This is a genomic window from Sulfurovum zhangzhouensis (genome assembly GCF_030347965.1).
GTDB lineage: Bacteria > Campylobacterota > Campylobacteria > Campylobacterales > Sulfurovaceae > Sulfurovum > Sulfurovum zhangzhouensis.
The window spans coordinates 1-13,446 of the sequence record NZ_JAQIBD010000003.1 but is presented as its reverse complement, the minus strand read 5'-3'; the positions used below and the strand labels follow the sequence as shown (position 1 = coordinate 13,446).

General features: G+C 39.8%; 14 protein-coding genes. 12 read left to right on the top strand and 2 right to left on the bottom strand.

The annotated features are described in order from the left end of the window. Nucleotides 1-5 precede the first annotated feature (5 nt). The 12 genes from PGH07_RS08285 to PGH07_RS08230 all read left to right on the top strand — a co-directional run bounded on the left by PGH07_RS08285 (nt 6) and on the right by PGH07_RS08230 (nt 10,758). On the top strand, nt 6-1,130 hold the full coding sequence (locus PGH07_RS08285) for a succinyldiaminopimelate transaminase (RefSeq protein WP_289413953.1): 1,125 nt from the start codon (nt 6-8) through the stop codon (nt 1,128-1,130). Between the two features lie 18 nt (nt 1,131-1,148). Continuing rightward, entirely contained in the window at nt 1,149-1,748 is a 600-nt protein-coding gene (locus PGH07_RS08280) for a hypothetical protein (RefSeq protein WP_289413952.1), read from the top strand. Then, nucleotides 1,749-3,074 (top strand): UDP-N-acetylmuramate--L-alanine ligase, encoded by a 1,326-nt coding sequence (gene murC, locus PGH07_RS08275; RefSeq protein WP_289413951.1) that lies wholly within the window; start codon nt 1,749-1,751, stop codon nt 3,072-3,074. It abuts the gene before it with no gap. Nucleotides 3,075-3,216: 142 nt separating this feature from the next. Next, the gene (locus PGH07_RS08270; RefSeq protein ID WP_289413950.1) at nt 3,217-5,439 is read left to right on the top strand and encodes an endonuclease MutS2; all 2,223 of its coding nucleotides are present in this window, start codon (nt 3,217-3,219) and stop codon (nt 5,437-5,439) included. A gap of 16 nt (nt 5,440-5,455) precedes the next feature. Beyond that, a complete protein-coding gene (locus tag PGH07_RS08265) occupies nt 5,456-5,917 on the top strand; it encodes a 3D domain-containing protein (protein WP_289413948.1) in 462 nt (153 codons plus the stop codon). A gap of 132 nt (nt 5,918-6,049) precedes the next feature. Further along, nucleotides 6,050-6,616: a hypothetical protein gene (locus PGH07_RS08260; protein ID WP_289413947.1), complete on the top strand. Its 567-nt coding sequence runs from the start codon at nt 6,050-6,052 to the stop codon at nt 6,614-6,616. Beyond that, on the top strand, nt 6,616-7,629 hold the full coding sequence (locus PGH07_RS08255; RefSeq protein ID WP_289413946.1) for a PQQ-binding-like beta-propeller repeat protein: 1,014 nt from the start codon (nt 6,616-6,618) through the stop codon (nt 7,627-7,629). Before PGH07_RS08260 ends, PGH07_RS08255 begins: the two co-directional genes overlap by 1 nt. Continuing rightward, nucleotides 7,622-8,443, top strand: a complete 822-nt coding sequence (locus PGH07_RS08250; RefSeq protein ID WP_289413945.1) for a tyrosine-type recombinase/integrase — start codon at nt 7,622-7,624, stop codon at nt 8,441-8,443. The genes PGH07_RS08255 and PGH07_RS08250 overlap by 8 nt, the downstream gene beginning before the upstream one ends. An 18-nt stretch (nt 8,444-8,461) precedes the next feature. Continuing rightward, nucleotides 8,462-8,809 (top strand): hypothetical protein, encoded by a 348-nt coding sequence (locus tag PGH07_RS08245; protein WP_289413944.1) that lies wholly within the window; start codon nt 8,462-8,464, stop codon nt 8,807-8,809. Further along, on the top strand, nt 8,799-9,422 hold the full coding sequence (locus PGH07_RS08240) for a type III pantothenate kinase (protein WP_289413943.1): 624 nt from the start codon (nt 8,799-8,801) through the stop codon (nt 9,420-9,422). The genes PGH07_RS08245 and PGH07_RS08240 overlap by 11 nt, the downstream gene beginning before the upstream one ends. 18 nt (nt 9,423-9,440) lie before the next feature. Next, complete coding sequence (gene hisG, locus PGH07_RS08235; protein ID WP_289413942.1) at nt 9,441-10,061, top strand: ATP phosphoribosyltransferase; 621 nt, start codon at nt 9,441-9,443, stop codon at nt 10,059-10,061. Continuing rightward, the gene (locus tag PGH07_RS08230) at nt 10,051-10,758 is read left to right on the top strand and encodes a class I SAM-dependent DNA methyltransferase (RefSeq protein ID WP_289413940.1); all 708 of its coding nucleotides are present in this window, start codon (nt 10,051-10,053) and stop codon (nt 10,756-10,758) included. Before hisG ends, PGH07_RS08230 begins: the two co-directional genes overlap by 11 nt. On the opposite strand, the gene mrtJ is transcribed toward PGH07_RS08230, so the two are convergent. Both mrtJ and PGH07_RS08220 read right to left on the bottom strand, forming a co-directional pair. Continuing rightward, complete coding sequence (gene mrtJ, locus PGH07_RS08225) at nt 10,755-11,192, bottom strand: JDVT-CTERM system glutamic-type intramembrane protease MrtJ (RefSeq protein WP_289413939.1); 438 nt, start codon at nt 11,190-11,192, stop codon at nt 10,755-10,757. The genes PGH07_RS08230 and mrtJ overlap by 4 nt on opposite strands. Nucleotides 11,193-11,195: 3 nt before the next feature. Next, on the bottom strand, nt 11,196-13,268 hold the full coding sequence (locus tag PGH07_RS08220) for a S8 family serine peptidase (RefSeq protein ID WP_289413937.1): 2,073 nt from the start codon (nt 13,266-13,268) through the stop codon (nt 11,196-11,198). Nucleotides 13,269-13,446: the final 178 nt, after the last annotated feature.

The following is a 13,446-nucleotide window of genomic DNA, read 5'->3' as shown; positions in this document are numbered from 1 at the left end:
CTGTAATGAACTTCGAAACTTACCCGTTTGAAAAATTAAATAATTTACTTGAAAACATTACACCAAATCAGGAGTTTTCACCGCTTAGCTTGACGATCGGTGAACCCCAGTTTGATACACCGAAATTTATTCAAGATGCACTCAGTGAGTATAGTGACTTACTCAATAAATACCCTAAAACGGCTGGGGAAAGTGTACTTAGAGACGGGATGCTTAAGTATCTAAAGAACCGCTTTAACTTGGAGCTTAGTGACGAGCAGATTATCCCGACATTTGGGACCAGAGAAGTACTTTTTAATTTCCCTCAGTTCTTGTTGCATGATATTGAAAATCCGGTGATGGTATACCCTAATCCTTTTTATCAGATCTATGAAGGGGCGGCCATAGCAAGCAGGGCCGAGGTGATCTATCTGAATCTCAATGAAGCAAATAATTTCCAACCGTTGATTGATGAAGAGCAGTTGGCCAAAGCAGATTTTGTCATCCTTAATTCACCGAACAACCCGACTTCATCCGTGATGAGTATGGCACAGATGAAAGAGTGGGTAGCACTGGCACTTAAACATGACTTTGTTCTGCTTAATGATGAGTGTTATGTAGACCTATACCTTAATGATCCGATCCCTTCATTGCTTAATGCAAGTATCGAAGCAGGCAATGAAAGTTTCAAAAACGTATTGGTGATCAACTCCATCTCCAAGCGTTCTTCTGCTCCTGGTCTTCGTTCCGGATTTATCGCCGGTGATGCTTCGATCTTGAAGGAGTATATGGTTTACCGTACCTACATCGGATGTGCTTCACCTCTGCCGTTACAGTATGCAGCAGCTGTTGCATGGGCAGATCAGGATCATGTTGATCTTTTTAGGGAAAAATATATCAAGAACTTCGAAGTAGCAAAGGAGGTACTAGGTATCGATGCCCCAGAAGCGACCTTTTATATCTGGCTAAAAGTGGGTGATGAACTGGACTTTACCAAAAAGCTTTATGAGAAGTACAACCTTAAAGTGTTACCGGGATCTTTCCTTGGAAGAGAAGGTGAAGGTCAGGGGTACGTAAGGCTTGCCCTGGTTTATGAAGCTGAAAAAACGAAAGAAGCGTTAGAGAGAATTGCAGCTCTTCTTAACAAATAGCATAGTAGGAGAATTAGTATGGAAATACCTGATATTCACGTAGAAGAGCTCAAAAAAGACCCTGAGTTTCTGGCAAATATCGAAAGACTTGAAAAAGAGTGTAGAGATGAGCAGAGTATTGCTAAAGGGTATCAACTTTTAGATGCAAGATTGATCATAGAATCACCTGAAGATGAGATCAACGAGATCTTTACATTTATTGTGAACAATGCATTTGATAAACTTGCGGAGAACCTCACTGCAGGAAAATCATTTGATATGAGTGATGTCGAGGATATTGCAGCAGCACGAGCGATCTATGAACATGCGATGCAGCGTTACAGTGAAAATGATATGAAGGGTGCTAAGGAGATGTTCCTGGTACTTAACTATACGATGGACCATGCTGATCTAAAAGATGCTATGATGATACATGCTTGTTCAGTGATGGCAGGCAAGAGCTTTGAAGATTTTGTAGAGAGTATGGTGGATATGGAGAGTGTAGATGTGCACAATCCTTTAGCATTTTTCATCCAGAACTTTACACAGCCGACCGATATCCTTCTTACAATGTTTTCCAAGTATGTGAAGCAGGGGGAAGAGGAGCTTAAAGTGCTTGATGAAAGTAAAGAACAGTAAATGACTACACAGAAGAAAATCCACTTTATAGGAATCGGGGGTATCGGACTCTCTGCTCTGGCAAAATTTCTTGCAAATGACGGGCACAAGATCTCCGGTTCTGATATCAAGCAGAGTGAGATCACCAATGATCTGGCAACAAACTTTCATGCCAAGATCACGATACCTCACCATGAAGATGCTGTTGAGGGTGTTGATATCGTTATCTACTCTGCAGCAGTACGCCCGACGAATGTTGAATATCAAAAAGCTAAAGCATTGGGTATCACACTTCTCTCACGAAAAGAAGCATTGAAGTTTATTCTGGGAGAAAAAGAGGTCTATGCAGTGGGAGGTGCCCATGGTAAAAGCACGACTTCAGCGATGCTCTCTTCTCTTATTCCAGAATCTAATGCATTGATAGGTGCAATAAGCAAAGAGTTCGGTTCCAACGTACGTTACTATGACAATGAAAAAGTAGTTTTTGAGGCCGATGAGAGTGATGAGAGTTTTTTGAACTCTAATCCTTATTTGGCGATTGTTACCAATGTAGAGCCTGAACATATGGAGTACTACAAGTATGATGAAGAGCTCTTTTACAACGCCTATACAAACTTTTTATCCCTTGCAAAGATACGGGTAATTAACGCCGAAGATGAATTCTTGTCTTCATTGGAAATGGAAAGTATCAAGCTTTATCCAAGTAAAGATATCAAAAATATTGAATTTACATTGGTAGATGGCAAACCGCATACAAAGTTTGAGTTGCGTGACTTGGGAACATTTAAGGTTTTTGGGTTGGGAGAACATATCGCTTTGGATGCAGCATTGGCGATATTGGCAGCTCTAGAACTTGGTCAGTCGATTGAGGATATTAGGAAGAGTTGTTTCAACTACAAAGGTATCAAGAAGCGATTTGACATTATCCAGGATAAAGAAGAGTGTGTTGTGATCGATGATTACGGTCATCATCCGACTGAAATAAAAGCCACTATGAAGGCTTTAAAGATCTATCAAAATCTTAGAGGTTTTGGACAGTTAAATGTCATCTGGCAACCTCATAAATATAGTCGTACGATGGACAATTTGGCTGGTTTTGTTGAGTGTTTTGAAGGGGTGGATGAGTTGGTTATCCTCCCTATTTGGGCAGCAGGCGAGATTGAAGTAGACATTGATCTCAAAGGAGCATTCAGCCGTTATAAGCTATGGATGGCGGATGCTGTCACTAAAGAGGACGGTATCGTCAAAATTTTAAAAGATGGGCATGTGGTACGAGAATACAACCAGGGGCTCATCACTGCATTCGGTGCAGGGGATATTACCTATCAGATCAGGGGTGAAGCGTAATAGCGATACTCTTTGTATAGGCCTGCTCTCCATAATGGTATGATGGTTCTATCGTTAAACGATTGATCCATCGTACCAAAATATCTGAAAATGAAGCAAAAGTGATATAATTTTAACAAGAAACACTTTGGGAATTGACCGCGTGAAACAAGAAGAAACAAAACAAAAATCTATCATCCAAAAGCTTGATCTTGATGGCTATATTACACAGTTCAAGCAATTTTTTGCCCGAGAGAAATCTGTGGTCATGCAAGGTGATATCAATCAGCACTTCCGCTATATCAAAGCACTTTCTTCTGTGGAATTTCCTCCGCCCAAAGAGGTCAAAAACCTCGATCGTGAACTAAGTCTTATCAAGAAGCAAGCTGTACTCGGACTTGAAGAGATCTATGCATTTGTCACGATGATCTCTTATTTCAACCGTCTCAAGTCTCAGACTTTCCAAGAACCGATCTCTTCATGGCTGCACAGTATTGAGATCCCTGATGAGATACTCGAGATCATTGACTACTTTACCGCAGAAGGTCAGATCAATCCTGAACGTGACCCTGAGCTGTATAGTCTTGAAAAGTCCATCAGACAAAACAAGGTAGACATCAAAGAAACACTCTATAAGCTTACACATTCTGCAAAGCTAAGAGAATATCTGGTAGATACACAGGTACACTTTAATGGTGGTGAAGAAACCCTCTTGGTAAAGGGAGGCTTCAATAATGTCCTCAAAGCTACGGTGGTATCTAGAAGTTCAGGTGGACATTTTTATATCATCCCCCAAAGTATCGGACATCTTAAAGAGAAAGAATCTGCGCTTCTGAGCCGTAAAGAAGAGGTCATCTACCGTTATTGTAAAGAGATCTCTGCAAAATTTACTAAATGGGAACGTTTTTTAGCCTTCATCAACAAAGAGTATGACAGGTTCGATCATTATCAGGCTCGTGTGCAATTTGCCAGAAGCAAGGAGTATGAGTTTATCCTGCCAAGTAGGTCAAAACGTATCAAACTTGAAGAGTTTGCCCACCCTGCAATAGAAGACCCTGTACCCGTATCAATCGATATGGATAAACAGGTCATGTTGATCACCGGGGTGAATGCCGGTGGGAAAACAATGCTTCTAAAATCCTTGCTAAGTGCGGTCTACATGGCAAAATATCTTTTGCCGTTTAGGTGTAATGTGGCCAAGAGTGAAGTAGGGCATTTTAAAAGTATTGAAGCAGTCATCGATGACCCGCAATCGGTGAAAAACGATATCTCAACTTTTGCAGGACGTATGCAGGAATTTGCAAAACTCTTCACTAAAGAGAATGCGATCGTCGGGGTTGATGAGATCGAGCTTGGAACAGACAGTGATGAAGCGGCAAGTCTCTTTAGAGTACTACTCGATGAGCTAAGAAAAAAAGGTATCACGTTTATCGTCACGACACACCATAAACGTTTGGCATCCTTGATGGCAAGTGATGATCAAGTAGAACTTATTGCAGCATTGTATGACGAAGAGAAACGACTTCCGACCTATACATTTCTTCAGGGAAGTATCGGAAAAAGCTATGCTTTTGAAACCGCTGAACGTTATGGTGTACCCGAGCGTATTGTGGCACGTGCAAAAGAGGTATACGGTGAGGATAAAGAGAAGCTAAATGAGCTGATAGAAAGATCAACCGCATTAGAGCGTGAAATGCGGGAGAAGATCAGAAAAGTGGATGATGAACTGGCTGCTATACAGAAGAAGCAACAATATCTTGAAAATCAGGAATTAAAACTTCAAGAGAGTCATAGAAAAGCGATCGCGACACTTGAGAACCGTTATAATGCAGCGACCAAGAGAGCCCAAGAAGCACTTAAAGCCAAAGAATCAACGGAAGGAAGACGACTGCTTACTGAGGCGCACAAGTATAAAAGTTTTACGCCAAAAGAGACACCGACAGAAGAGAAAGAGCCATTGAAAGAGGGTGATAAGATCAAGTATCGATCCCACAAGGGTGTACTTCTCTCTATTCGCGGAAAAGAAGCAACCATAGAAGTAGACGGATTGAAGATGAGAGTTCCTCTTAAAGAGCTGAAAAAAAGAGGTGAAGAGCCAAAAGTTAAAGTACCTCAAAAGTCCAAAAAGGCCACAGTGGCAGTCGAAAAATCAAAGGCTTCGGTTTCTGTGAAGCTGCTTGGAATGTATGCGGATGAAGCACTGGATACGGTAGATAAGTTCCTCTCTGATGCAATGGTCAATAATCTTAATGAAGTGCAGATCATTCATGGAACAGGGGGTGGTGTACTGTCAAAAATGGTCACCGAGTATCTCAAAAAACATCCAAAGATCAAAAACTTTTATAGAATGCCGGGCAATCTCGGGATTACAATAGTTGAACTGTAGAAAAGATGGAATTCCAATGTGGTACAGGAAAGTAAAAAAGTATTTAGTATATCTGTCTGCAGTCGTATCGATCACTTTTTTTGTTACGGGGTGTGTAAAGCAACAGCTGTCACCTGTTTCCCCCGAACATCCTCCTAAAAAAGAGATACTAAAAATGCAGGTACACGCTACCGCATATACCTCACGACTGAAAAGAAAAAATGCCAAATATCCTGTCGGTGCATGGGGAGATGCATTGACTCCCACATGCCACTGTATTGCAGTCTCTGATGATCTGTTCAAAATGGGTTTAACCTACAAAACGAAGGTAAGAATTGATGGACTTTCCGGTGAGTATGTAGTAATGGATAGAATGCATCCCAAATGGAAGAAAAGAATCGATGTCTATATGGGAGATGATTTTAAAAGAGCAAGATACTGGGGTAACCGGATGGTAACCATACACTGGGCACAGCCTAAAGAGGAAAATGTAAGATAGAAAGATTCACGTATGTTTGATTTGCAAGGTGAGGAAAGAGATAAATTTAATAATATCTCCAAGTAAACGCTAACCCAAATCTTAACTCCAAAAGGTATAATATATCCCATTAATTTAGTTTAGGAGATTGCAGTGAATATTGCAGACGTAAAACAAGAGTTGAGTAGTGATGAAAAGGTACTTGAAAGTGCTTTTAAACTGGAAACACTCTATAAAAAATATAGAGTTGTGATCTGGAGTGTTATTGTTGTATTGATACTTTTATTTGTCGGCAAAAGTGTTATGACTGCAATGGAAGAGGCAAGATTGTCTGAGGCGAACAATGCACTTTTGACACTTCAGCAAAATCCTGAAGACACAGCAGCACTTAATACACTGAAAGAAAAAAACCCGGCACTTTTTGAACTTTATAGCTATGCACAAGCTTCAAAAACCGGGGATAAAAATACTTTGGCTATATTGTCTCATAGCAGCAATAGTGTGATTGCAGATGCAAGTGGATATACTTTGGCTGTAATGGAGGATAAAACTACAGATTCTGTGCTTTACAAAGAGATGACAACTTTGGAAGAGGCATATCTTGCTATACAAAACGGAGAGATGAAAAAAGCCCAAGAGAAGCTTAATATGATAGATCCGCGTTCACCAGTTGCAACACTGGCTCAGCTTCTTAAACATTCTACAATAAAGGCAAAATAATGAAATATTTGGCACTGGCTGGTGTTACAGCTGCTTTAATTTTTACCGGGTGTAGTAGTAAAAAGTATTTTGAGCCGGAACAAACGTTCAGTGCTTCTAAAGCGACAGGTAGTTATGAAAGCAAGATCATCTCTGTAAACAGAGACGGTGCTACTCTGGAAAACGGCCGATATATAAGTAAAAAAGAGGGTATACGATCAATCAGCCTTACCCAAGGATATAGATTATTAAGTGAAAATAACCGATATGTATTGGCATCCAATATCGAGGGGTCATTGAAAGTCATAGATAAGGATACCCGACAAACAGTAAGTGAGATCACTTTTGATTCTCCGGTAGTAACAGCATCTCTTCAGGGTGGAAAGATCGCTTATATCCTAAACAATAACTCATTTGGTCTTTACAATATGAATGCTAAGAAGAAGATGTTGGAGGAGAAGTCGGATGAAACATACGCGATCGATGTAAGAACTGCAACACCTATATTTATTGATTCGCTTACGGTTTTCCCTATGTTGGACGGAAAACTTATTATTGTAAACGGTTATGATACCACCAATGCAAAAGTAGTGTACCTCAGTAGTGAAAAGGCTTTTAACAATGTAATCTACCTTTCAAGAACCGGCAATACAGTGGTGGCAGCAACACCGAAAACATTGTTTACTTTGGGAGAAGCAGGAGAGCAGGAGTATCAGGCAAATATCTCTGATGTAGTCGTATCAGACGGTATGATCTATCTGTTTACTAAAGAGGGTGAGATCGTTAAGTTGAACAAGGCGTTGAATGTAATTAAAAATACAAAGTTCAAGTTTGCACACTACTCCGTTGCTACGGTAGATGGGGGAAAAGTATATGCACTTGATCAGCAGGGTTCACTGATCGTACTTGACACTTCTCTTACCAAAAGCAAGATCTATGATGTGGGTAAGGTTAAACATCCTGCATTTATCTCAGGGACTAAGCTCTACAAAGACGGAGACGTTATAGAGCTTTCAAAATTAGGTTATGAGTAAGAGTAATATTCTCATTGCTTTTGATGAGTATCTAAGTGTTACCAAAGCACTTGGTACTCTCACTATCTCCTCATATCTTTCCGATCTGGAACAGCTTGAAGTTTTTAGCAAAAAGGCATTAACGCAACTTGATACTAATGATGTTTTGAGCTTTTTGGCATCATTTGAAAATAAACGTACTCTCAATCGCAAGCTCTCGTCAATCAACGCTTTTTTTCAGTTTTGTCATATCCATGATTTTATTTCAAAAAAGATCAAAATACCAATGGCCAAGGTTCCCAAGAACCTTCCCAAATATTTAAGCAGTGAAGAGATCATGAAAAATCTTTCTTTGATTGATCGTTCTACGCTTATGGGAATGCGAGATTATGCATTGATACTTTTTTTATATGCAAGCGGTTGTCGTGTTTCAGAAGCATTGAACGTGCAAAGGGAAGATATCGTTGACGGTTGGTTGAAGATACGTTTTGCCAAAGGTGAAAAAGAGCGGGTCGTACCTCTTGCCCCAATTGCAATAGAAGCGCTTGCAACCTACCTTCAACATGAACAGATGCATAGCAGTTATCTATGGCTGAATTATCGCGGAGAGGTACTAAGCCGTATTTCGGCCTTCAAGGTAGTTAAAAAGTATCTGGGAGTCTCACCTCATGTATTGCGACACTCCTTTGCCTCCTCATTGATCATAGGAGGGGCAGACCTGCGTGTAGTGCAGGAATTGCTTGGTCACAGTTCACTGGAGACCACACAGATCTATACCCATATCCAAAAACAGAATCTGGCCGAGACAATGCGCAGTTATCATCCATTGAGTTAAATAGGGTATGATACAGGTATGAAAGAGATCACAGAGTATTTACAAAAAAAGAATCTAATCTTCAAATCATTCAAAGAGATCAAGCCAAAAGAACTGGGCTCTAGAAAAAAAGTAGAGATCTACCTTGGAGTTGACCTCAAAGGCTACTATTCATTAGTCATGCAGTTGGAAAAAAAGAGCAGGGTATTACAGAAAGAGGCGCATGAATTGATAGGATTACATGAGAAGCTTGAAAAGATGATAGAAGCAAAAATCACTCAAAAATATATCCTTATTCATGCACCGCTTTGTTCCAAAGCCAAGGCATTTTTGCAAGATCATGGTTGGACAGTCTGGAGCAAAGGGGTATCAAGCAGTGCAAAATAGACTTTTAGCCGATATCGGCAATACGCATGTGCATATCCTTGATAATGGGCAGATATTTCATTTGAAGCATGAAGAGGCTATCGATCACTATCAAGACCGTAAGCTTTACTATATCTCCGTAAGTCACACGCTCGATCAGAAGATCACCCAGATCCAGAACTGGGAAAATATCGCCGCTAAGGTGGTACTTCAAGGTGCTTATGAAACAATGGGTGTGGATAGAAAGGCACTTTGTTTAAGTCATAGAGACGGTATCTTTGTAGATGCAGGCTCAGCAATCACTGTAGATATAGTGAAAAACGGTACATATAAGGGAGGTTTTATCCTCCCCGGGATCAATGCATATCTTGATAGTTACCGCAGGATATCTCCGGCACTAGATATCAAGATCAATCAATCTATAGCCCTAGATAAACTACCCCTTACAACCAAAGATGGGATAAGCTATGGTATAATCGCGTCTATAAAAGCACTCATTGATCAGCATAGGGATGATCAACCCCTCTATTTTACCGGAGGTGACGGACAGTTTTTAAGCCGCTTTTTTGAAGATGCGATCTTTGATGAACGCTTAGTATTTGACGGGATGTATAACGCACTGGGTGCAAATTAAAAGTTAAGGACAGACTGTATGTTGACAGTAGCACTTCCAAAAGGAAGAATCGCAGAGCAGACGTTAGAGATCTTTGCAGAGATCTTTGGCGGAGAGTTTAAGTTTGAAGGACGTGAACTGATCCTGGATATGGGTGAATTCCGTTTTTTGAATGTTCGTAATCAGGATGTACCGACCTATGTAGAACATGGTGCAGCAGATATCGGTGTTGTCGGTCTTGATGTGATCACCGAAAAAGAATTGGATATCATCCAGCTTCTGGATATGCAACTTGGTAAGTGTAAAGTGGCAATCGGTATTAAAAATGAAGACGAACTGGATTGGAGCCGTCCGAATATCAAAATAGCGACAAAAATGGTCAACATTACCAAGGATTATTTTGCACAAAAAGCAGTAGGCGTAGAAGTGATCAAGCTCTACGGTTCTATCGAACTGGCACCACTGGTTGGACTTGCAGATGCGATCGTGGATATCGTGGAGACAGGTAATACCATGAGAGAGAACGGTCTGAAAGTAGCTGAAGATATCATGGATTCTTCAGCACATCTTATCGCGAACAAAAACAGCTATTATGCTAAAAAAGATGAGATCCTTTCACTTTATGAGAAGATCAAAGAAGTGGTAGAACGTGCCAACTAACACTTCAGAGTCACTTGACCTCTATGCCAAAGTAGAGGATCTTCTAGGTATAGAAGAAGCAACTCCCCGTCTCTATGCCCATTATCTTCTTTTTTTACAATCTATTCAACCAAAAACCCTACTTGATGTCGGATGCGGTTCTGGCGATTTCCTGGTACAGATGAAAAAAGCATTGAAATTGGATGAAGCCAAAGGGGTTGACCTGAGCCCTATCATGGTCGAGCGAACCAAAAGCAAAGGGGTAGATGCAGAATGTATCGACCTGTGTGATCTTGATGGCAAATATGATGTGATCACGGCAGTGTTTGATATGGTGAACTACCTTGATGCAAAATCACTTAAAAGATTTTTGGGATGTATTGCAGATCATCTCAATGATGGTGGTTACTTTGTCTTTGATGTCAATACACTCTATGGATTTGAAAATGTCGCTGTGGGGGCCTTCATCGTAGATGATGAAGAGCGTTTTTTGGCCATTGACAGTGATTTTGAGAAGAAAACATATGAGATGGAACTTACCCTCTTTGAAAAAAAGAATAACTCTTTTGTTAAATCAAAAGAGATGATCACACAGCACTTTCATACCCTTAGAGCACTCTCTTCTCATAAAGGATTGGAACTTATCAAATCTGATGAGGTAGAACTCTATGAGATGGGAGAGCCGGATAAGCTCTTTATCGTGTTGCAAAAACGTTAACTGATATTCCCTACAAGTAATATAAAATTTAAATTATAAAACGCATGAAGAATAATACCGGGCACTATGCTTTGGTATTGTTCTTTAAAATAGCCAAATACTAAAGATGGAAAAAAAACCAGTAAGACCCAGATAGCCTGATGGTAAAAAAAATGGATTGCGGCAAAAAGGACAGAGGTCAGTATATTGGATAATGAGAGATAAAAAAATAAAGGAAATCGGTTGGTTTTAGTGGCAATGTACTCTTGAATCATCCCACGGAATGCCAACTCTTCAATTACCGGGAAAATGATCACTCCCCATAAGAGTATTTGTTTCTTACCAAATAGTTCTTCATAAATCAGAGACTGTGATGTAAAAAAGACATGATAAACAAGACAAAATAGCGGAGCAGCAAGTAGTGCAGCTCCGTAGTGTAGTTCTCTTTTCCCCATCATTTACTTTATGAATTTCCGTCTCCACGGATAGAGAAGAGAGAGCATGAAAAGCATGAAGAACATTGCATCAAACTTTTTAAGATTTGGATTGTATGTACAACCGCCGCCGCCACCACCGCTGCTTGATATAGGTGCTTCATTAGCATGAGAGAGCATAGCTCCTGCATTTAATAAACCTGAGGTTGCAATCTTTGTTTCATAGGTACTTTTATACGTTACATTATTCAGTAGGATCTGTTTTCTTTGGCTCGCATTGAGATTATTGTCTATAGAGGCTAGGAGTGCTATCGCACCAGATACATGAGGCGTTGCCATTGATGTACCACTGTAAGCCGCATAGTTGTTATGATTAATTGTACCGCTTGTGATCGAGATATCATCAATATTGTATCCTTGGTAGACTATACTGCCGTCACTGATTCTCGTTAAGGCTACACGTAAGTTTGAGACTAGGTATTCTTTTGGTATGAGAAAAGAAAATTCCGTCCAATTTGGGATGTTACCTGAAATTGGACTGAAAGAGTACCAGCTTGCTCCTTCATCTTTAGAAAGTTGGATATTAAGAGTATCCCAATCTGTTTCAGTTCTTCCATAAATTTTAAGAGAAATACATACTCCTGCGTTCTCTGTTGAAGTAGCTCCTGAAAGGTTGATAGTATTTTTTGTAAGGGCAATTTGTGTTCTATTATTGTTGTAAGTAGTTCCGGGACTATCACTCAGTGAATAAAAAGGTGATGTAAAAAGTAAATTATCAAGCTGCCAATGTTCACTTGGAATATCTGTTTTTGAGAGATCACTTGTATTGTATGTAAGAAATTCCCATTTATTTGTTCCATTTTCAAAATCATCTGTAAAGAAAATATCTGTGTTATTAGGAGTACAGGTACTTGGAATAGTACTCCATATTTCTACTCCTGGGGCAGCAAGATCCACTGAAATCATACCGTAGTTCGAAAAAGAGGCTAGGTTACCATTGATGTCTGACGCTGCAACAGAAACAACGTTAGCTGTCGTATAACTTGCAGGATAAGTCGGTGTAGCATCATTATTGGTTCCTTCGTTGCCTGCAGCAGCAACAAAAAGGATGTTTTCATTATTTGCTGTTTGCACTGCTTGTTCAAATGTGTAGTCTTCTCCTACTCCACCCCATGAATTATTTAGAGCAACAATATTAATACCGTCTTGTTTGAGTGCATTAAAGTAATTGACACATTCCAATGCATCACTTGTATAACCTTCTCCTGCCGAGTCTAGAAACTTACAGACTGCCATTTTGACATTCCAGTTGACACCTGTAACACCATTTGCATTATCACCGACTGCACCGATCGTCCCGGCAACATGTGTTCCATGCATATTATCATCCATGGGATCGCTGTCACCGTTAAAAGTATCAATACCGTGGATATCATCTACATATCCATTATGATCGTCATCTTTCCCGTTGTCGGGGATCTCATTGGGATTTGTCCAGATATTTGCACTTAGGTCACTGTGGGTATAGTCCACACCAGAATCAATGATACCTACTACAACTTCATTTGAACCTGTACTGAATTCCCATGCTTCTGTTACGTTGATATCTGTGATGGGAACATTGTTATTGTCCAGCCCCCACAGATCTTCGAACTTTGGGTCATCAGGTATCACCTCGTATGTATGAACCACATGATCTTCTGTAACACTTTCTACTCCAGGCATTTTTTTGATGGTTTCTATGAGCTCATCGATACTTAATGTAGAAGAGGAGATAACTAAAACCTGTTTTTGTGCTGGTGCCTCAGTAGAACTTGCATCGTTGTTTTTCTCTTTTGCTTGGACAAGTGGGAAACTTTTTTTGATTTTAAAGTTACTTTTATTCGTATCAACTGCTTGCATGAATGATACCTGTGCATCTTTGCTGTTCAATATAGCAATGACCTGTACATGTTTCTTTTGAGGGATCTGTGTATCAGTAGGCTTGGATTTTACTTCGATAGTATCTATAAGCTTTTGCATTACCGTTGAATTATCAGATAGGGCAGGTAATGTAAGCAGGCTGGTTATCATTAAACCTATAAAGTATTTTTTCATTATAAACCCCTTTTGCTTATCTATAATAAGTATATCTAATTATTGAGAAGTAATAATAAAAATTGTAAAAATAATAAGGTGAAAAAGAAAAGTGAAAGTAAAGGATTTAAACTTTCCACCAAGTGGTGGAGAGTTTTTTTATTTGATCATCTCAAATGGAGATTCTACAACGTTCTTT